This is a genomic window from Limnohabitans sp. T6-5 (genome assembly GCF_003063315.1).
Classification (GTDB): Bacteria; Pseudomonadota; Gammaproteobacteria; order Burkholderiales; family Burkholderiaceae_C; genus Limnohabitans_A.
Genome location: NZ_NERV01000004.1, coordinates 200358 through 220818, shown reverse-complemented (window position 1 = coordinate 220818; position 20461 = coordinate 200358). Strand labels below are relative to the sequence as shown.

The window sequence follows — 20461 nt, the reverse complement described above, 5'->3', positions numbered from 1 at the left end:
ATTACATCTTGGAGGGCGCAGACACGCCCAAAACTTTCAGACCATTGTGCAGCACTTGCGCAGTGGCCGCGACCAGCGCCAAGCGGGCTTTCTTGACCGCCTCGTCGTCCACCAGAATGCGCTCGGCATCGTAGTAGCTGTGGTAGAGCGAGGCCAGATCGCGCAGGTAAAAAGTCACGTCGTGCGGGGCGAAGTCGTTGGCGGCTGACGTCAACATCTCGGGGTACTTGGCCAGGGCCAGCATCAGAGCCTGAGCCTGCGGGCTTTGCAGGGCGCTCAAGTCGGCATGCGTCAGGCTCGCCTTGTCGCCCCCCCAGGCCGCCAGCACCGAGCAGATGCGTGCGTGGGCGTACTGAACGTAGTACACCGGGTTGTCGTTGTTTTGCGCCAGCGCCAGGTCGATGTCGAAGATGTATTCGGTGTCGGGTTTGCGGCTGAGCAAGAAGAAACGCACCGCGTCCTTGCTGGTCCACTCGATCAGGTCGCGCAGCGTGACGTAGCTGCCCGCTCGCTTGGAGATTTTGACCTCTTCACCGCCCCGCATCACGCGCACCATGGTGTGCAGCACGTAGTCGGGGTAGCCTTCTGGGATGCCCACATTCGCCGCTTGCAGGCCCGCACGCACGCGGGCAATCGTGCCGTGGTGGTCGGTGCCCTGAATGTTCACCACACGGGTGAAGCCGCGCTCCCACTTGGTGATGTGGTAGGCCACATCGGGCACAAAGTAGGTGTAGGTGCCGTCGCCCTTGCGCATGACGCGGTCCTTGTCGTCACCGTAGTCGGTGGACTTGAGCCACAGTGCGCCGTCTTGCTCGTAGGTCTTGCCTGCGTCCTTGAGCTTTTGCACGGCGGCGTCGACCTTGCCGCTGGTGTACAGGCTCGACTCCAGGTAGTAGTTGTCGAATTTGACGTCAAAAGCCTTCAGGTCCAGGTCTTGTTCGTGGCGCAAATAGGCCACGGCAAACTGGCGCATGCCGTCGAGGTCATTCACATCGCCGCTGGCGGTGAACTCGCGGTCATCGGACTTGACGGTTTTCTTGGCCAAAAAGTCGTTGGCGATGTCCTGGATATAGTCGCCGTTGTAAAAAGCCTTGCTTTCGGGGTTCTCGGGGTCGGTTGGCCAGCTCTCGTCGCCGGGCTTGACGCCCATGGCCCGCATGTGTGTGCTCTTGGCCAGGGTGCCGATCTGCACACCCGCGTCGTTGTAATAGAACTCGCGGTAGACCTGCTGCCCTTGTGTGGCCAGCAGGTTGCAAATCGCATCACCCAGGGCGGCCTGGCGGCCGTGGCCCACATGCAGCGGGCCGGTGGGGTTGGCCGAGACGAACTCGACCAGCACCTTGTTGGCTTTGGCCGCTTGCGTGCCAAAGTCATCGCCCGCCAGCAGCACTTCGTGCACCACGGCTTGTTTGGCCGTGTCCTTGAGGCGGATGTTGATGAAGCCCGGACCCGCCAGCTCGATGGCGTCGACCCAGCGCTCGAAGGCGGGGGTGGTCAGCAAGGCGACACGCAGGGATTCACCCAGTTGCCTGGGATTTTGTTTGAGGGCTTTGGCCAACTGCATCGCCGCAGTGCAGGCCAGGTCGCCATGGGCAGCTACCTTCGGCGATTCAAAGGCGGCACGCGAACCGGCGCCGGGCTGGAGTTTTTCAAGTTCAGCCGACAAGGCGGCAAGCAGATGTTGTTTGGCAGAAAGCATAGACGGCCATTTTACGGGGCACGGAAAAGCCCCAACTCAGCCTTGCTTCAAGCCTCAGCGCAGCTACCTATTGATCCGGCCCTGTGAAGTTTGAAGTCAACGGCTTTTCTTGGGCACAGCGATCAGTGTGGGAGCCCCGCCCTCGGGGCGATGGGTGGTGGTCTGCGAGGCTCAATCGCGGCGAGGGCGCCGCTCCCGCAAAAAAGCGTTCTTGCAAACTTCATCGGGCCGGATCAATACCTGCGGGCGGTATTCGTATGTCGGTGGTCGAAGACCCCGACGTTGGCAGCGGCGTTCTGGGGTTATGCTTCGCGGCGTTCAATGGGGGTTTGTTTCCGGTGTGGAAACGGGCGCCTTTCGTGCTTTTGTCAATTCTGGAGAAATGTGGCATGTCCCGTCTGGCCCGTACCCAAGATTCGCTGACGCTGTCCTGCGTCATGCCCGCCTACAACGAGGCCCGCAACCTGCCCCAGGTGGTGCCTGCCGTGCTGCAGGTGCTCAAGACCCTGGCCGCGCGGGTCGAAATCATCCTCATCAACGACGGCAGCCGAGACAACACCGCCCAAGTGGCGCGTGAGCTGTGCGCCCAGTGGCCCGAGGTGGTCTTGCTCGATTTGTCGCGCAATTTTGGCAAGGAAGCCGCCCTGACCGCCGGGCTGGAAGCGGCGCGGGGCGATGTGGTGGTGCTGATGGACGCCGACGGCCAGCACCCGGTGGAGCTGGTGCCCCAGATGCTGCAAAAGTGGCGTGAAGGCCTGGATGTGGTCTATGCCGTGCGCCGCACCCGCTCGGACCAGTCGGCTTTGCATGGCTGGTTGACCGGCTGGTTTTACCGCCTGATCAACTGGGGCAACCGGGTCGAGATTCCGGCCAATGCGGGCGATTTTCGGCTCATGGACCAGCGGGTGGTGCAGGCGCTCAATGCCTTGCCCGAGCGCAACCGCTTCATGAAAGGGCTGTACGCCTGGGTGGGTTTCCCGAGTGTGGCGGTCGATTACGAGCCGCTGCCGCGCCAGGCGGGGCAAAGCAGCTTTGGCCTGCGCGGGGCGTTTTCGCTGGCGCTCACGGGCATGCTGGCGTTTTCCACCGTGCCCTTGCGCTTGTTGACCATGATGGGTTTGTTTTTGGCACTCACAGCCATGGGCTATGGCGCCTGGGTGGTGGCCGAGTACTTTTTCTGGGGCATCCAGGTGCCAGGCTACGCCACGATTGTGGTCAGCGTCATGTTCTTCAGCGGTATCCAGCTGTTTTCGCTGGGCCTGATGGCCGAGTACGTGGGGCGCATTTATGACGAGGTCAAGCGCCGCCCGACCTATTTGCTCAAGGACCGCACGGGCGCTGGCTTGCAGGCCACCCCCGTACAGGACGCGGCGTGAAGCGCGTCTGGCTGCACTCCGGCGTCTGGTTTGGCCTGGTGGGGGCCAGCGCCGCGCTGACCCACATGGGCGTGTTTGCACTCTTGCGCCATCACTGGTGGCCCGAGCTGGCCAATGTGGCGGGCTTTGTGGTGGCGTTTGGCCTGAGCTTTGTCGGCCACCGCTGGCTCAGCTTTGCTGACAGCGCCACTGCCCTGGGGCAAAGCTTTCGCCGCTTTGCGGTCACGGCCCTGGCGGGCTTTGCCTGCAATGAAGCCGCCTTCGTGCTGTTTTACCGCCTGCTGAACTGGCCCTCACTGCTGGCGCTGTTTCTGGCCATGGTGATCGCGGCAGGACAGACCTTTGTTTTCAGCCGCTTTTGGGCTTTTCGACGCTGAAGGTTCGGTCGTTTGTTGCCAGAGGCTCCAGGCGCGGCCTTGGTAAACCTTTTGCCAGCGGCTCAGATCGCCCAGCTGGCTGGCGTCGTTCGGGGTGACGAGCCATCGCGCATCGGCACCTGGCAGCAGCAGGGCTTCTGGGCCTTGCAGGACTTGGGCGGCCTGGGCATCAAAGTCTGCGCCTTCAAACAGTTCGCGCTGCCAGTTGTCGCCCGCGTTTTGCCGGGCTGCGGTCCAGTCGTCGACCACCACCACCGGGGTTTTCAGGTTGGCTTCAAACGGCAGGTCGTAGGGGTAGCCGCCCGCCACGGTCACGCGGTCGCGGGTGTCCATGCGGCAGGCCAACTCGTGCGCCACATCGCGGCTGCTGTGGCGCAGGCTGTATTGCCCTGCGTAATGGGTGAAGGCCGCACCCAGTGCCAGGTTGAGGGCGCACAGCAGGCCAAACACTTTGGCGCCATGGGTTTTGGGGGCGAAGTAGTGTTCCCAGGCCAGCGCGGCCAGCAGGCTGAGCGGCGGCATGACGGGCAGGATGTAACCCACCAGCTTGGACTTGGGCAGGCTGAAAAACAGTGTGATGGCGACCAACCAGACCCACAGCAAGGCGGTCCAGGCCGATGCCGGTTTCAGCACCGTCAGCTTGTGGCGCAGCAGGCCAGATGCGCCTTGCCAGACCACCAAAAAAGCCCATGGAAAGAGCAGGGCCAGCAAGATCACCGGGTAGAACCACAGGGGCCATTGGTTGTTGAAGGTGCTGCCGGTGTAGCGGCCAAAGTGCTGCCCGATGATCAGGTAATCGAACAGGCCCGGGAATTTTTGCTGACCCAGCACAAACCAGGGCAGCGCGATGAGGGAGAACACCAACGCACCACTCAGCCAGGGCATGCGCAGCGCACGGGGCCACTGGCGTGTGAGTGTGACCCACACCACCATCACCAAACCTGGCAGGGCCAGGCCAATCAGGCCTTTGCTCAGCACGCCCAGGGCACAAGCTGCAAAGCCCGCCAGTGCCCAGGCCTTGTGTGGGCGTTCGCCCGGGTGTTGCATGGCAGCGGCCAGGCACCAGATGGCGATGCTGATCCAGGCGCCCACCAGCATGTCGTGGTTGATGTATTGACCGCCGATCAGAAAAGCCACGCTGGAGCCGAGCATCCACACGCTGCGCCGCGCGGTACGTTCACCGGCGATGTGGCGTGCGCCCAGGTAGAGCGCCAGCAGCATCAAGCCAGCGTGCAGCGCAGGCACCAGGCGCGAACTCCAGGCGTGCACGCCTGCCGCCCACAGGCTGATGGCCTGCAGCCAATGCAGCAAGGGCGGTTTGTGAAAAAACGGGATGCCGTCCAGCCGAGGGGCCAGCCAGTCGCCCGAAACCAGCATCCAGCGGCCGACATCGCCGTAGCGGCCTTCGTCGGGCAGCGCCAGGGGGCGCCATGACGCCAGCACCAGCAGGGTCAGCCACAGGCCCAGAAGGCTCAGCCAGGATTTTCGGGTCTCGGTCATGCGTGCGTGTCTCTTGGGTTCAGGGGGCTGATGGGGTGTCGATGGGGTGTGCTGGCCAGGCCTGACGCCCGCGCACCAGTTGCAGGTCGTGGCGCTGCATCAGCGTGGGCAAGAGGGGGCTTTCAAGCTCTTGCAGCTCTTGCGTGCGGGCGTGGGCAATCGGGTCGTCGGCGTCATCACTGCTCAGCCCCGGGTGGCACATCATCACCATGCCCGGATGGGCGGCGGCGTCTTGCAGCCAATCCGCCAGGCGCAGGCCATAGGCGCTGGCATCGCCATCAAAGCTGTAAATGCCGCTCAGCCACTGCGAATGCGGTAAACCGGCGTGGCGTGCCAGGCGCTGCAAGGCTTGCGCGCCCATGGCGCCGATCACCCAGGCCTTGATGTCGTAGCGCGGCACCAGCGGCCGCGAAATCCTGATCCAGGGTCGAGGCCCGGTGGGGTAGCGCCGGGTCAGCACTTCCACCAGCGCCTCGCGGATGACCGGAAATTGCTGCACATGCTGGTGCCCATCCACATGGTCGGGCGGGGCTTGCCAATGCGACTCAAACAGGTCGAGCTGGCGTTCCATCACGTCGCGGGCTTGCTGGCGGTCCAGTAGCCGCAGCTGGGTTTGCAGCATCAGGCGCCCCAGTGGGCGGCCGTGGCCTGCGGCCATGGCAAAGGGGCTGGTCCAGTCCAGGTGCAGGCCCACATCCAATTGCTGGCGCAGGGGGCGCAGCAAAGCGACATCGGTGGGCCAGCCGGGGGCCAGCGTCATGGCGCTGGTGGCGCTCAGGCGCGCTTGCGCGGCCAGTTGCGCGATGCCTTGCGACACCGCCGGGTTCATGCCGAAATCGTCGGCGCAGATCACAAGTTGAGCGCTCATCAGGGGGCTGATTCTAAAGGGGGCAAGGTGCTTGTTGAGGGGGCCGCCGTGGCGGGCCAAAAGCTGGGTAAACCGTAATGGTGCTTGAGAAAGTCGATCCACAGCCGCACCCGCAGGGGCAAGTGTTTGCGCTGGGGAAAGACCACATAAATGCCATTGGGCGGGGCGGCAAACTGCTCCAGCACGGCTACCAGCCGTCCTGCCTGGATTTCGGACTCCACCTCCCAAGTGCTGCGCCAGGCGATGCCATAGCCCGCCAGGCACCAGTCGTGCAGCACCTGCCCGTCCGAGCAGTCGAGCGGCCCGCCCGGGCGCAGGTGAATCACCTCGTGGCCTTGTTCACTGGGCACCTGAAAGGCCCAGCCCCTGGTTTGCGAGGCGTCACTCGACAAGGTCAAGCAGTCGTGGTGCAGCAAATCGGCCGGTTGCAGGGGCGTGCCGCGTTGCGCCAGGTAGTCGGGGGTGGCCACGCACAAGCGCCGGTTGTCCGCCATGCGCACGCTCACCAGCGATGAGTCGGGCAGGTCGCCCACGCGCACAGCGCAGTCAAAGCCCTCCGCGGCCAGGTCCACCACCCGGTCGCTCAGGTTGAGTGAAATCGTCACATCGGGGTGTAGTTGGCGAAAGCGCGGCACCAGCGGCGCCACATGGCGGCGCCCAAACCCGGCCGGGGCGGTGATGCGCAAATGGCCGCTGGCCTTGACGCCCCCCGCCGACACGCTGGCCTCGGCATTGGCGACGTCCGACAGCAGGCGCTGGCAGTCTTCCAGAAAGGCGCTGCCCTCGTGCGTGAGGGTGATGCGCCGTGTGGTGCGCACCAGCAACTTGACGCCCAGGTGTTCTTCGAGCGCATCGAGCCTGCGCCCGATGATGGCCGGTGCCACACCTTCACCCCGGGCGGCGGCGGTCAGGCTGCCTTTGGTGGCGACCGAAACAAAGGTGTCAAAGGCTTTGAGCTTGTCCATGCCCGGTGATTATGAGGGCGCCGCAGGGCCTGCCTACCCCACAGGTCGGCAGCTTCAGCGCCGACAAAGCTGTCGCTGGCACATGCCCCTTCAGCTGCGCCAGCCTTTGGGCAGACCGGCTTCGGGCGTCATGCCGTACAGGGTTTCGCCGGGCAGGCCTGCTTTCAGGGGCTCGCGTGCGGCCATGAGCCGAGGCAGGTCGATGCCGGTGGTCACGCCCATGGCTTCGAACATGAAGACCAGGTCTTCGGTGACCACATTGCCTGAAGCACCCGGTGCGTAAGGACAGCCGCCCAGCCCGCCCAGCGAGCTGTCAAAGGTGCGCACTCCCGCCTCGTAGGCGGCCAGGCAATTGGCCAGGCCCAGGCCCCGGGTGTTGTGCATGTGGGCGGCGCCAGTGCGTGCGCCGATTTCTTGGAAAAGTCGTTTGAACAGCCGCGTGGTCTGGGCCGGGTTGCCCATGCCGGTGGTGTCGGACAGGCCCACATCGCTGGCCCCGGCTTCGGCGCAGGCCACGGCCAGGCGCAACACTACGTCTTCGGGCACCAGGCCTTGCAAGGTGCAGCCAAAGGCGGTGGAGATGGCCGCTTCCACCGGCACGCCGGGCGCGATGGCATCGCGCAGTGCCACCACCGCACGCAACTCGGCCACCATGTCTTCGCGGGTTTTGCGCACATTGGCCACGCTGTGAGCCTCGCTGGCCGAGATGGGCAGCGTGAGTTTGCGAGCGCCCGCGCGCAAAGCGGTTTCTGCCCCGCGCAGATTGGGCACCAGCGCCATGACGGTGATGTGCGTGTGCCGCAAGGCGTGCTGCACCACCTGGGCGGCATCGGCCATCTGGGGCAAGAGTTTGGGCGGCACAAACGAGGCGACTTCGATCTCGCGCAGCCCCGCAGCGGCCAAGGCATCGATCCACAGGCATTTTGCGGCGGTGGGCATGGTGCCGCTCACCGATTGCAGGCCGTCTCGGGGGCCAACTTCGCTGATGAGGACGTCAGGGGCGTGAATGCTGGTCATGGCAGGATTAGACAACAGCGGTTTTGGAGGGCGTGATTCGTGCGTAAAAGTCATGGGTTTATGGCTTTTTCGCGTGTTTATCCGCATCAAAACTTAGAATAAAGTCTTTTCCAAGCTGTCCGCACGCACGCGTGCCGCGAGGGGCGGGCACTCAGTACCCGTTCAAGCACCTGTTTTTCAACATCCGACCGAGGCTCTCTCATGACCGAACGCACCGCGATCCACAACCTGCAAGTGGCCAACCCCCTGCTGAGTTTCATCAACGACCAGATGCTGCCCGCCACCGGCGTGGACAAAGACGTGTTCTGGAAAGGCTTCAACGACATCGTGGCCGACCTGGCCCCGAAAAACATCGCCTTGCTGGCCGAGCGTGACCGCATCCAGACCGCCATGGACGAGTGGCACACGGCCAACCCCGGCCCGGTCGGTGAAGGTAAGGCCATGAAGGCCTACCGCAAATACCTGAGCCAAATCGGCTACCTGGTGCCCGAGCCCCGCAACGCCCAAGCCACCACCGCCAACGTGGACGCTGAACTGGCCAAGCTGGCGGGTCCTCAGTTGGTGGTGCCGATCTTGAACGCCCGCTACGCCCTGAACGCGGCCAACGCCCGTTGGGGCAGTTTGTATGACGCGCTCTACGGCACCGATGCGATCAGTGAAGCCGACGGCTGCGAAAAAGGCACAGGCTACAACCCCAAGCGCGGCGCCAAAGTCATCGATTACTGCCGCAACGTGCTCGACCGCACAGCCCCCCTGAAAACCGGGTCGCACGTCGGCAGCAAGGGCTACATCGTCAAAGCCGGCAAGCTGGTCGTGACTCTGGCCAACGGCAAAAACTCCACCTTGGCCGATGCCAAGCAATTCGTGGGCTACACCGGCGATGCCAAAGCGCCGGCATCCGTGCTGTTTGTGCACAACGGCATCCACCTCGATTTGCAAATCAACAAGTCCACCCCCATCGGCAAGACCGACCCGGCTGGCGTGTCCGATCTGATCGCTGAAAGCGCGTTGTCCACCATCCTCGACCTGGAAGATTCCGTGGCCGCTGTGGACGCCGACGACAAAGTGCTGGCCTATGCCAACTGGCTGGGCATCTTGCAAGGCACTCTGAGCGAAGAAGTGCAAAAGGGCGGCAAAACCTTCACCCGCACCATGAACGGTGACCGCGAGTACACCAAGCCCGCAGGTAAAGGGACCGTGAAATTGCATGGCCGCTCGCTCATGTTTGTGCGCAACGTCGGCCACCTGATGACCAACCCCGCCATCCTCTACAAAGCCGCTGACGGCAGCACCAAAGAGATTCCTGAAGGCATTCTGGACGCCATGGTCACCGTGACCTGCGCCCTGGTGGATTTGCAGAAAAAGTCTTCGCACCCCCTGCGCAACAGCCGCACCGGCAGCGTCTACATCGTCAAGCCCAAGATGCACGGCCCCGCCGAAGTGGCCTTTGCCGACGAGCTGTTTGGCCGCGTGGAAAAAGTCATCGGCATGAAACCTTCCACCGTCAAGCTGGGCATCATGGACGAAGAGCGCCGCACCAGCGCCAACTTGAAAGCCTGTATCGCCGCCGCCAAAAGCCGCGTGGCCTTCATCAACACTGGCTTCCTGGACCGCACGGGCGACGAAATGCACACCTGCATGTTGGCCGGCCCTGTCATGCGCAAGGGCGACATCAAGAACAGCACCTGGTTGGGTGCGTATGAGAAGAACAACGTCAACGTGGGCCTGGCCTGCGGCCTGCGCGGCCGTGCCCAGATTGGCAAAGGCATGTGGGCCATGCCCGACCTGATGGCCGACATGCTGAAAGCCAAGATCGGTCACCCCCTGGCCGGTGCCAACACCGCCTGGGTGCCCAGCCCGACTGCCGCTACGCTGCACGCCATGCACTACCACCAAGTGGACGTGCCTGCGCTGCAAAAGCAAATGGAAAAAGCCGTGGCCAAGCAAGACCCGAAACAACTGCGCGAAGACACCCTCAACGCCTTGCTGCAGTTCCCCGTGGTGGCCAAGGACGCCGCCAACTGGTCTGCCGAAGACAAGCAAAAGGAACTCGACAACAACGCCCAAGGCATTTTGGGTTACGTGGTGCGCTGGGTGGACCAGGGCGTGGGTTGCTCCAAGGTGCCCGACATCAACGGCGTGGGCCTGATGGAAGACCGCGCCACGCTGCGCATCAGCAGCCAGCATATGGCCAACTGGTTGCACCACGGTGTCGTGACCGAGGCGCAAATCAAGGAAACCATGGAGCGCATGGCCGCTGTGGTGGACGGCCAGAACGCGGGTGACCCTGAGTACAAAAAAATGTCCGGTAACTTCGCCAAGTCGGCCGCCTACCAAGCCGCCTGCGATCTGGTCTTTAAAGGCAAAGAGCAACCCAGCGGTTACACCGAGCCGCTGCTGCACGCTTGGCGTCTGAAGGTCAAAGCGGCCTGAAACGTGTGATGCCGGACTGTGACCGGCACCTGTGAAAACGGCTCCTGCGGGAGCCGTTTTGCATAGTGCTGGTCAAATGATCAGGACGGCACATGTTTGTCGGGGTCTTCGACCACCGACCTAAACGGAGCCCGCTGCCAATGTTTTTGAGTATTGGCGCGAGAGCGGGTCATTTGCCGACACCTTCGACCATTAACCAGGGTCTTCGTAGGTCGGCGCTCGAAGAGTCCGACGTTTTCGTTAGGCACGGGGGCTCCTTGGGCTGGCATTTCCCCTAGACTGGCAGCTTGGGAAGACAAGCGCTCAAGCGCAAGAAGGAGACGACCCATGACCTGGCAGACCCACGAGATCACGAACCAGTTCGACGAACTGCAAAACTACAACCTGCTGGCCACCGACACGCCTTTGCGTGAAGCGCTGGCCCGGGCCGGGGCTGATGGTTTTGTGCCGCAACTCGGCAGCTATGGCGCCACCTTGGGCCAGGCCGAGACCTACGCGTTGGCCGATCAGGCCAACCGCTATACGCCCGAGCTCAAAAATTTCGACGCCCGGGGCCGCCGGATGGACCAAGTGCAGTTTCATCCCAGCTGGCACCAGCTGATGGCCCTCTACCGGGGGCAAGGCCTGATCGCCATGCCGTTTGCCGATGAGCGCCCGGGGCGTTGGTCGGCCTGGGCTGCAGGCTTTTACCTGCATGGGCAGGTGGAGGCGGGCACGCTGTGCCCCGCCACCATGACGCAGGCGGCCATTCCGCTGATTCAACGTGAGCCCGACCTGTGGGCGGCCATGAAGGACCAGCTGCTCAGCCCCGATTACGACGAGCGCGATGTGCCGCTGGCCGACAAAAAGTCCATGTGGGTCGGCATGGGCATGACCGAAAAACAAGGCGGCTCGGATGTGCGTGCCAACACCACGACGGCCACACCCACAGGGCAGGGCGAACGCGAGTTCACATTGCGCGGGCACAAGTGGTTTTTCTCAGCCCCCATGTGCGACGCCCATTTGGTGGTTGCGCGCACGGCTGACGGTGGCCCCAGCTGCTTTTTTGTGCCGCGCTGGCGCCCCGATGGCAGCAAGAACCCGATTGAAATCCAGCGGCTCAAAGCCAAAGTGGGCAACCGCAGCAATTCCAGCAGCGAAGTCGAGTTCAAGGACGCCCACGGCATTCTGATGGGCGAGCCCGGGCGTGGCATCCCCACCATCATCGAGATGGCCACCTACACCCGCCTGAACTGCGTGGTGGGCAGCGCGGCCATGGTGCGCCAGGGGCTGGTGCAAGGCCTGGCCTATGCCCGTCAGCGCAAGGCCTTTGGCCGCTTGCTCATCGACCAGCCGCTGATGCGCGCCGTGCTGACCGACCTGGCGCTGGAAAACGAAGCCAATATGGTCTTGATGATGCGGCTGGCGCAGGCTTACGAGCGCGATGACAGCCCCGTCGAAAAAGCCTGGAAGCGCGTGATGACGCCTGCTGCCAAGTTCTGGATCTGCAAGCGTGCGGTCGAACTGACCGGCGAGACCATGGAGATTTTTGGCGGCAACGGCTATGTGGACGAGGGCGTCATGGGTCGCCTGTTCCGCGAGGCCCCCGTCAACTCGATCTGGGAAGGCTCGGGCAACGTGATGTGCCTGGACGTGATGCGGGCCATCGGCAAGGAGCCCGATCTGGCCCACGCCCTGCTGCAAGACCTGGGGCAGGGCTTGGGCGATGACGTGCGCTTGCGTGAGGCGCAGCAAAGCCTGCAGGCCATGCTGCGCGAGCCCCCCGACCAGCTCGAAGCCCTGGGGCGCCGTTTTGCCGAGCGCTTGGTGCTGCTGGCCCAGGCCAGCTTGTTGCTCCGACATGCGCCCACTGCGGTGGCCGACGCCTTCATCCAGACGCGTCTCGATCCGCAATGGGGCCGCGTGGTGGGCAGCATCGACACCCGTTTGCTGCCGGTGGATGCCATCTTGCAACGCGCTTACCCGGGCTGAGGCAACACACATGCCCATCACCTCCACCGAAGTTCAGGTCACCCGGCAAGGACCGGTTACTGTCGTCACGATTCACCGTGCCCAGGCGCGCAATGCGGTTGACCGCGTGACGGCGCAGCAACTGGCCGATGCCTTTCGCGACTTTGAGGCCGACCCGGATGCCGCCGTGGCCGTCTTGCAGGGCGAGCACGGCACATTTTGCGCCGGGGCCGACCTCAAAGCGTTGCACGACGAGGCCCGGCGCAACCGTCTGGAGCCTTTAGGCGACGGGCCGATGGGCCCGTCGCGCATGCTGCTGTCCAAGCCGGTGATCGCGGCCATCAGCGGCCACGCGGTGGCTGGTGGGCTGGAGTTGGCGCTGTGGTGCGATCTGCGCGTGGTCGAGCGCTCGGCTGTGCTGGGCGTGTTTTGCCGTCGCTTTGGCGTGCCCCTGATCGATGGCGGCACAGTGCGTCTGCCACGGCTGATCGGCTTGTCGCGTGCACTGGACCTGATCCTCACTGGTCGCGCCGTGGGGGCCGATGAAGCACTGGCCATGGGCCTGGCCAACCGCGTGGTGGATGACGGTCAGGCCTTGCGGGCGGCTGTGGAACTGGCTCAGCAACTGGCGGCATTGCCCCAGACCTGCCTGCGCAACGACCGCCGGTCGGCATATGAGCAATTCGGTAGGGGCCAGGATGAAGCGCTCGCCAAAGAATTTGCGTTGGGCCTGCAAACCCTGGCCAGCGGCGAGGCGTCTCGCGGTGCCCGGCTGTTCGAGTCGGGTGTCGGGCGAAGCGGTCAGCGGCTGGACGGGGCAGGCCCTGAATCGTAAAGCGTGGCCATGGTCAGACCCATGTCGGGGTCTTCGACCACCGACCTACGATGGCGCTGCGTTTTGTAGGTCGGCACTCGAAGAGCCCGATATGTGCCCGTTGACCTGCAACGGCAAAACCAAGCGACACAAGTCCATCAACCCGATGTCCAAGCGACACAGGTCCATCAACCCGATGTCGGGGTCTTCGACCACCGACCTACGATGGCGCTGCGTTTTGTAGGTCGGCACTCGAAGAGCCCGACAGGTGCCCGTTGACCTGCAACGGCAAAACCAAGCGACACAGATCAATCAACCCGATGTCCAAGCGACACAGGTCCATCAACCCGATGTCGGGGTCTTCGACCACCGACCTACGACGGCGCTGCGTTTTGTAGGTCGGTACTCGAAGAGCCCGACAGGTGCCCGTTGACCTGCAACGGCAAAACCAAGCGCCACAGGTCCATCAACCCGATGTCGGGGTCTTCGACCACCGACCTACAATGGCGCTGCGTTTTGTAGGTCGGTACTCGAAGAGTCCGACATGTGCCCGTTGACCTGCAACGGCAAAACCAAGCGCCACAGGTCCATCAACCCGATGTTGGGGTCTTCGACCACCGACCTGCGACGGCGCTGCGTTTTGTAGGTCGGTACTCGAAGAGTCCGACATGTGCCCGTTGACCTGCAACGGCAAAACCAAGCGCCACAGGTCCATCAACCCGATGTCGGGGTCTTCGACCACCGACCTGCGACGGCGCTGCGTTTTGTAGGTCGGCACTCGCAGAGTCCGATGTTTGACTGCTGAGGCTCTAAACTCGGGGCTTGACCGACTTTGTTTTGCCATGAACGCCTCCACCCCTGTTGACCCTTGCCTGTGCCCTCTGTGCGGACAAGTCAACGCCTGCGCCATGGCGGCTTCACCCGCGCAAGTTTCAGAGCCTTGCTGGTGCACGCGTGTGCACTTCAGCACTGAATTGCTGAACAAGTTGCCCGATGCTGCACGGGGCAAGGCCTGCATTTGCCAGGCTTGCGCACAACAAGCCGCACAACGTACATGACCGCTGCCCACGACCCCCACAGCCTGCAAGGCTTGCGTGCGCGCTATGGGGTGCGTCACCGCTGGTTTTTGCTGTACACGCTGATGCTCGGCTCCATGGCCGCCGTGATGTCGTCCACCATCATGAACGTGGCCATTCCCGACATGAGCCACCACTTCACACTGGGCCAAAGCCGGGTGCAGTGGGTCACCTCGGGTTTCATGGTGGCCATGACGGTGTCGATGTTGACCACGCCCTGGTTGCTGGCCCGCTTTGGCTACCGCAGGGTGTATGAGGTCTGCATGTGGCTGCTGCTGGGCGGTGGCGTGGTGGGCGGTTTTGCTGGCGATTTCACGCTGGTCATGGCGGCGCGGGTGGCCGAGGGCCTGGCGGCCGGTGTGGTGCAGCCGATCCCGGCCATCATCATCTTGCGGGCGTTTGACTCGAATGAGCAGGGCCGCGCCAGTGGCCTGTTTGGCATGGGCGTGGTGCTTGCACCGGCCATTGGCCCGAGCATTGGCGGTGTGCTGGTCGATGTGTTTGGCTGGAGGTCCATCTTTTTCATGGTGGTGCCCCTGGCCTTGGTGGCTTTGTGGCTGTCGCGCCGGTTTGTGCCGACCACGGCCCCGGGCGGCGTGGCGGCCAATGCCGAGGGCGATGGCTTGGACTGGATTGGCCTGGCACTGGCCAGTGCCTCGACCCTGATGCTGCTCAACGGGCTGGTGCAGTTGCGCGGTGACGACGACACGGTGGCAGTGATTTTGCTGGCGCTGGCGGCCAGCGGCATGGGCCTGTTTGTGGCGTGGCAGCGGCATTTGCTCAAAGCCCGGCGGCATGGCAAACGCAGGCCCCTCATGAACCTGCAGGTCTTCTCGCACCGCAGCTTTGCCATGGGCGCTTTGGTGGCGTTCACCTACGGCATTGCGCTGTTTGGCTCTACCTATTTGCTGCCGGTGTACATGCAGATGGGCCTGGGCCTGTCACCGTCTTACATCGGTGCGGCCTTGCTGCCCTCGGGCATTTTGCTGGCGGTCACCATTGCGGTGGTGGGCCGTCTGTCTGACCGTTACCGGCCCGCTGTGCTGGTCAGCCTGGGCCTGGCGCTTTTGGCCTCGTCGTTTGCGCTCATGCCCACGGTGCACCCGGCGTCGGGCCTGGCCTTGCTTTGGGCCTGGGTGATTTTGGGGCGCATCGGGCTGGGCTTTATCCTGCCGTCGCTCAATCTGGGCTCCATGCGTGGCATGCCCAAGGCGCTCATTCCGCAAGCGTCAAGCGTGATCGGCTTTGTGCGCATGCTGGGCGGTGCGGCCGGGGTGAGCGTGTGCGCCATTGTGCTGGAGTGGCGCCTGAGCGCTGCGGGCGTGTCTTTGCTGGGGGCGGGGCATCCTGCGGCCAGCTTGCGCGCTTTCAATGAAACCTTTTTGGGGCTGGCGGCCATCACGGCTCTGGCCCTGTTGGCGGCCTGGCGCATGGCCGGAACGCCTGCCGTGCATACGAAAGACTGACGCTATGTGCCAACTGCTCGGCATGAATGCCAACACCCCCACCGATGTGACTTTCAGCTTCAGCGGTTTCGCGCAGCGGGGTGGGGCCACGGACCACCACGCCGATGGCTGGGGCATCGCTTTTTTTGAGGGCAAGGGCGTGCGCCACATGGTGGACCACCAAAGCGCCAGCACCTCACCGGTGGCCGAGCTGGTGCGCCGTTACCCCATCAAGAGTCAAAACGTCATCGCCCACATCCGCAAGGCCACGCAAGGCGTGGTGAGCCTGGAAAACTGCCACCCTTTTGTGCGCGAGTTGTGGGGCCGCTATTGGGTGTTTGCACACAACGGCAACTTGGTGGACTTTGCGCCCAAGCTGCATGGCAACTTCAGGCCGGTGGGGCAGACCGACAGCGAACGGGCGTTTTGCTGGCTCATGCAAGAGCTGGCCAAATCGCATGCCGGGGTGCCCAGCGTGCAGGAGTTGACCCGCACCCTGCGTGAACTGGTGCCCCAGATTGCCCGGCACGGGACCTTCAATTTTTTGCTGTCTAACGGCGAAGCCTTGTGGGCGCATGCCAGTACCCACTTGCATTACGTGCTGCGCCAGCACCCATTCAACCAAGCCACGCTGAGCGACGAAGACCTGAGCGTGAATTTTGCCGAGCACACCCGGGAAACTGATCGCGTGGCGGTGGTGGTGACCGCACCGCTCACGCTGGACGAGAACTGGGTGCCCTTGGCGTCCGGCGAGCTGGCCGTGTTTGTGGACGGTACGCGTCTGGCCGTTTGAGCGAAGCTGCTCAAAACTCGGCGTGCAGGCGCAGGGCGTAGACGTTCACCGGGCCGCGCAGGGCGTTGTAGGCCGGGTTCTGGATGCGCTGGTAGTCGGCTGTGAGCCACAGCTGTTTGCTGATGCCCAGGTTGTAGAACAGCTCAACGCCGCGTTCCGGGCGGTAGCGGAAGTTGCCCGCACCATCGCCAATGAAGTAAGAGATGCCCCCCGCTTCCAGGAGGGCGCGGCGTTCAGGCGACAAGCGGTTGTCCATGAATGCCAGGCCCACCGTGTCAGCGGCGCGTCCCCACAGACGGCCTTTGATCAAGGTGCCTGCTGACAGCGATGCATCGACCTCGGTGAAGGCGTAGGTTTCGGTGCGGCCGTCGGCCTTCATGGTGCGCAGGAACACGCCGACATCGTCACTCAGCGCTTGCTCCAGGTTCAAGCCCAGGCCGTATTTGATCTTTTCGCCGTTGCGCACCTGAAAAAAGGTTTGCGGGTCGGCGCCGGGGTGGCTGCGCAGGTATTGCGTGGCCTCATTGAAGCTGGCCGTGACGGCGCGGTTGCGCCAGGCCAGCACGCGTACTTTGCCGGGCTGGTCATTAAGGCGGTGGGCGTGTTCGACTTCGAACTGGTCCCCGTAGTGGTGCAGCAGGTCCCAGTCCACCGGCAGTTCGTTGGGGCGTTTGGGCCCGCTCATGCGGCCGAGTCGGTAGACCCAGTCACCCCGGTACCACTCGGCGGCCACGCCCCAGCCAAAGCCACGGGCATCGGCCGCGTAGTCGAAGCTGCTGTAAGTCCAATGGCTCCAGTTCATGAACTGGGTGCGCGGGTCCTTGGCGTAGGCGTTGTCGTCAAACACGTCCAGCGTCGAGAAATTGCCTGCAGTCAGCACAAAGCGGTTCTTGTCCACCCAGCGCGCCATCTGGTTGAAGTCGGAGGCCAGCCATTCTTTTTCACCGCCCTGGTCCCAGGTCTGGCGCCAGAACAGGCGCTGCAGATACGGCTTGGGCGTGGTGCCGCCCGCACGCGTGATTTCGCCGTTGGTGAAGCTGCCCAAGCCCACCAGGTTGCGGGCAAAGGGGTCACCCGAGGCCAGTTCGGCATTCATGTACACCTCGGCACCCGATTCGAGTCGTTTGCCCCAGTGACCGGTCAGCGAGAAGGTGAACATTTTGTCGGCGGCTGGCCCCATGCTGTTGAGCGCGGAACCTGCTGCGGCAAAGGCCGGGTGTTGTTGGGTGTTGTAGGTGCTCTGGTAGCGGGCCTGGCTGAACTCTTCTGCCTTGTTCGCGCCAGCGTCCTGCGCCCAGGCCGCAGTCACACCCAGCCACAGCAGGCAGGAAAATGCGGAAGAAAAGGCGGGATTCAGGCTGTGGACTTGGGACATGAGGGGCTCTGTATCGGCAAGAGCCGCCGATCTTATGTCACGCCGGTGAAGAAACCGTGACACACCAAGACGGTGTGCGGGCGTTTACCGCGCTGCGCAAGCCGTTTCCAGCGCGTCGATGAACAGCGCCGCCACATCGCAGCCCATCTGGTCGGTGATTTCCTGAAAGCAGGTGGGGCTGGTCACGTTGATCTCGGTCAAGCTGTCGCCAATGATGTCCAGGCCCACCAGCATCAGGCCGCGTGCAAACAGGATTGGCCCCAAGGCTTCAGCAATTTCGCGGTCACGCGCCGAAATCGGTTGCGCCACGCCCTTGCCACCGGCGGCCAAGTTGCCGCGCACCTCACCGCCTTGGGGAATGCGGGCCAGGCAAAAAGGCACCGGCTTGCCGCCAATCAGCAGCACACGTTTGTCGCCCTGGGCGATGCCGGGCAGGTACTTTTGCACCATCACGGTCTGGGCGCCGTCCTGGTTGAGCGTTTCGATGATGGCGCCCAGGTTCAGGCCGTCAGCGCCCACTTTGAAAATGCCCATGCCGCCCATGCCGTCCAGGGGCTTCAAGATAATGTCGCCGTGCTTGGCGTGGAACTCGCGGATGTCCGCTTCGCTGCGGGTCACCAGCGTGGGTGCGATGAACTGGGGAAACTCCATGATGGCGAGTTTTTCGGGGTGGTCGCGCAGTGCAGCGGGGCTGTTGAACACCTTGGCGCCTTCGCGCTCGGCCTGGCCCAGCAAGTGGGTGGCGTAGAAATACTCGCTGTCAAAGGGCGGGTCTTTGCGCATGACCACAGCGTCAAAGTCTCTCAGGGCTGCGCGGTGGCTGGCGGTTTCGGTGAACCAGTCGGTGGCGTGCCCCGTCAGATGGATCTCGCGTACCCGGGCCGTCACGGCTTCGCCCTGCTGCCAGCGCACATCGGTCATCTCGCAGGCCACGACCTGATGGCCGCGTTTTTGCGCCTCGCGCATCATGGCGAAGGTGGTGTCTTTGTAAATCTTGAAAGATTCCAGCGGATCGGCAACGAAGAGAAATTTCATAACCGTGGATTGTAGGTCGCAGGTCGAAGACCTCGACGTTGTTGGGTCAAGGCAAAACGCTTGCGCCTGCCGTGCTGTTGAAACGTGCAAATGTCGGACTCTGCGAGTGCCGACCTACAAACTCGGGCCTGTGGTTTCCCGCAGGTCGGCACAGGCAGAGTCCGACATGTGCGTTTGCAAGCTGCTCACCTGTGAGTCAGGCTTACTGAAAAGCCACCTCGGCAAAGCTGCGCAGCTTGCGGCTGTGCAACTGGGCCGGGCCGGCGGCGCGCAGCAATTCGAGCGCACGGATACCGATCTGCAGGTGCTGGTTGACCCGCTCGCGATAGAAGTGGTTGGCCATGCCTGGCAGCTTGATCTCGCCGTGCAGCGGCTTGTCGCTCACGCACAGCAGCGTGCCGTAGGGCACCCGAAAGCGAAAACCGTTGGCCGCAATCGTGGCGCTTTCCATGTCGAGCGCCACGGCGCGGCTCTGGCTGAAGCGGCGTTGGGGCGTGTTGTCGGGCAGCAGTTCCCAGTTGCGGTTGTCGGTGCTGGCCACCGTGCCGGTGCGCATGAGGCGCTTGAGTTCTGCGCCATGGCAACCAGTGACTTCGGACACGGCCCGTTCGAGCGCCACCTGAATCTCGGCCAGGGCAGGGATCGGCACCCACAGCGGCAGATCTTCGTCGAGCACGTGGTCTTCGCGCACATAGGCATGGGCCAGCACGTAGTCGCCCAGCTGCTGGGTGGTGCGCAATCCGGCGCAATGGCCCAGCATCAGCCAGGTGTGTGGTCGCAACACCGCAATGTGGTCGGTGATGGTCTTGGCATTGGCCGGACCCACGCCGATGTTGACCATGGTGATGCCGCTGTGGTCTTCGCGCACCAGGTGGTAGCCGGGCATTTGTGGCAAACGCGGTGGCGTTTGACCCAGCGCGTCGTCGATTTCAGCGGGCAGACCCATGCGGCGCGTGATCACGTTGCCGGGTTCCACAAATGCGGTGTAAGGGCTGTCCGGTTTGGTCATTTCTGCGCGGCCAAGCGCAATGAATTCGTCGATGTAGAACTGGTAGTTGGTGAACAACACGTAATTCTGAAAATGTGTTGGACTGGTGCCGCAATAGTGGCGCAGCCGGTGCAACGAATAGTCGATGCGTGCAGCGGTGAACAGCGACAGGGGTTCGGGTTGGCCGGGCGCGGGGCGGTAGGTGCCGTTGGCGATACCGTCGTCCATGGCCGTGAGGTCCGGCAGGTCAAACAGGTCGCGCATGCGTGCACGGCGTTCGGTGCTCATCTCGCCTTCCATGTGTTCGTTTTCTGCAAACGAAAAATGAATCGGGATCGGCTGCGTGCTGGTGCCTACTTCCAGACTGACGCCGTGGTTGAGCAGCAGCAGATGAAACTGCTGGCGCAGGTAATAGGCAAACAGATCAGGCCGAGTGAGCGAAGTTTCGTAGCGTCCCGCCGCGGCCACGAAACCGTAGCTCAGCCATTCGGTCTCTGTGCTGGCGGGGGGCGTCCAGTCTGTGGGGGTCTGAATGCGCACATAGGGGTAACAGGCCCGAATTTTGTCCTGCATGGGATCACCGGCAATGTAGCGTTGCATGGCTTGCCGCAGGTGGTTCACGCTCTGCGTGTAAATGGCCTGCACCCGTATCAGTGCCGCATCGGCGTTGTCAAAAACTTCTGGGGCAATGAATGTGGGCGTGCGCATGGTGTGAGTCGTTTAATTTGAATATTTAAGAGCTCATTTTTG

Annotated in this window: 16 protein-coding genes; 8 read left to right on the top strand and 8 right to left on the bottom strand. The window is 63.2% G+C overall.

What is annotated here, in order from left to right; translation table 11 throughout:
• Position 1 precedes the first annotated feature (1 nt).
• Entirely contained in the window at positions 2 to 1699 is a 1698-nt protein-coding gene (gene argS, locus B9Z51_RS16385) for an arginine--tRNA ligase (protein ID WP_108376242.1), read from the bottom strand.
• A 389-nt stretch (positions 1700 to 2088) separates the two neighbouring features.
• On the opposite strand from argS, the gene B9Z51_RS16380 reads away from it, so the two are divergent.
• Together B9Z51_RS16380 and B9Z51_RS16375 are read left to right on the top strand one after the other, a co-directional pair.
• Positions 2089 to 3075, top strand: a complete 987-nt coding sequence (locus B9Z51_RS16380) for a glycosyltransferase family 2 protein (RefSeq protein WP_233255009.1) — start codon at positions 2089 to 2091, stop codon at positions 3073 to 3075.
• Positions 3072 to 3452 carry a GtrA family protein gene (locus B9Z51_RS16375; RefSeq protein ID WP_233255008.1) on the top strand — a complete coding sequence of 127 codons (381 nt, stop codon included), beginning with the start codon at positions 3072 to 3074 and terminating at the stop codon, positions 3450 to 3452. The genes B9Z51_RS16380 and B9Z51_RS16375 overlap by 4 nt, the downstream gene beginning before the upstream one ends.
• Here the strand turns inward: B9Z51_RS16375 and B9Z51_RS16370 are convergent.
• The 4 genes from B9Z51_RS16370 to B9Z51_RS16355 all read right to left on the bottom strand — a co-directional run bounded on the left by B9Z51_RS16370 (position 3369) and on the right by B9Z51_RS16355 (position 7802).
• Entirely contained in the window at positions 3369 to 4952 is a 1584-nt protein-coding gene (locus tag B9Z51_RS16370; protein ID WP_108376241.1) for a glycosyltransferase family 39 protein, read from the bottom strand. The two genes, B9Z51_RS16375 and B9Z51_RS16370, sit on opposite strands and share 84 nt — an antisense overlap.
• 19 nt (positions 4953 to 4971) lie before the next feature.
• Positions 4972 to 5820, bottom strand: a complete 849-nt coding sequence (locus B9Z51_RS16365) for a ChbG/HpnK family deacetylase (protein ID WP_108376240.1) — start codon at positions 5818 to 5820, stop codon at positions 4972 to 4974.
• Positions 5820 to 6785, bottom strand: a complete 966-nt coding sequence (locus tag B9Z51_RS16360; protein ID WP_108376239.1) for a LysR family transcriptional regulator — start codon at positions 6783 to 6785, stop codon at positions 5820 to 5822. Before B9Z51_RS16360 ends, B9Z51_RS16365 begins: the two co-directional genes overlap by 1 nt.
• A 90-nt stretch (positions 6786 to 6875) precedes the next feature.
• Positions 6876 to 7802 (bottom strand): hydroxymethylglutaryl-CoA lyase, encoded by a 927-nt coding sequence (locus B9Z51_RS16355; RefSeq protein WP_108376238.1) that lies wholly within the window; start codon positions 7800 to 7802, stop codon positions 6876 to 6878.
• Positions 7803 to 8003: 201 nt separating this feature from the next.
• Between B9Z51_RS16355 and B9Z51_RS16350 the strand changes: the two genes are divergently transcribed.
• The 6 genes from B9Z51_RS16350 (at position 8004) to B9Z51_RS16325 (ending at position 16313) form a co-directional block, all read left to right on the top strand.
• Entirely contained in the window at positions 8004 to 10235 is a 2232-nt protein-coding gene (locus B9Z51_RS16350) for a malate synthase G (protein WP_108376237.1), read from the top strand.
• Positions 10236 to 10562: 327 nt separating this feature from the next.
• Positions 10563 to 12206, top strand: coding sequence for an isovaleryl-CoA dehydrogenase (locus tag B9Z51_RS16345; RefSeq protein ID WP_108376236.1), 1644 nt, complete (start codon positions 10563 to 10565; stop codon positions 12204 to 12206).
• Between the two features lie 10 nt (positions 12207 to 12216).
• A complete protein-coding gene (locus B9Z51_RS16340) occupies positions 12217 to 13020 on the top strand; it encodes a crotonase/enoyl-CoA hydratase family protein (protein ID WP_108376235.1) in 804 nt (267 codons plus the stop codon).
• 821 nt (positions 13021 to 13841) lie between these two features.
• Positions 13842 to 14057 (top strand): cysteine-rich CWC family protein, encoded by a 216-nt coding sequence (locus B9Z51_RS16335; protein WP_108376234.1) that lies wholly within the window; start codon positions 13842 to 13844, stop codon positions 14055 to 14057.
• A complete protein-coding gene (locus tag B9Z51_RS16330) occupies positions 14054 to 15541 on the top strand; it encodes an MFS transporter (protein ID WP_108376233.1) in 1488 nt (495 codons plus the stop codon). Before B9Z51_RS16335 ends, B9Z51_RS16330 begins: the two co-directional genes overlap by 4 nt.
• A 4-nt stretch (positions 15542 to 15545) precedes the next feature.
• Entirely contained in the window at positions 15546 to 16313 is a 768-nt protein-coding gene (locus B9Z51_RS16325; RefSeq protein WP_108376232.1) for a class II glutamine amidotransferase, read from the top strand.
• Between the two features lie 10 nt (positions 16314 to 16323).
• On the opposite strand, the gene B9Z51_RS16320 is transcribed toward B9Z51_RS16325, so the two are convergent.
• From B9Z51_RS16320 to B9Z51_RS16310, 3 genes are all read right to left on the bottom strand, one after another.
• Positions 16324 to 17688, bottom strand: coding sequence for a carbohydrate porin (locus tag B9Z51_RS16320; RefSeq protein ID WP_108376231.1), 1365 nt, complete (start codon positions 17686 to 17688; stop codon positions 16324 to 16326).
• 84 nt (positions 17689 to 17772) lie between these two features.
• Complete coding sequence (gshB, locus tag B9Z51_RS16315; protein ID WP_108376230.1) at positions 17773 to 18723, bottom strand: glutathione synthase; 951 nt, start codon at positions 18721 to 18723, stop codon at positions 17773 to 17775.
• A 202-nt stretch (positions 18724 to 18925) separates the two neighbouring features.
• Entirely contained in the window at positions 18926 to 20419 is a 1494-nt protein-coding gene (locus B9Z51_RS16310; protein WP_108376229.1) for an AMP nucleosidase, read from the bottom strand.
• Positions 20420 to 20461: the final 42 nt, after the last annotated feature.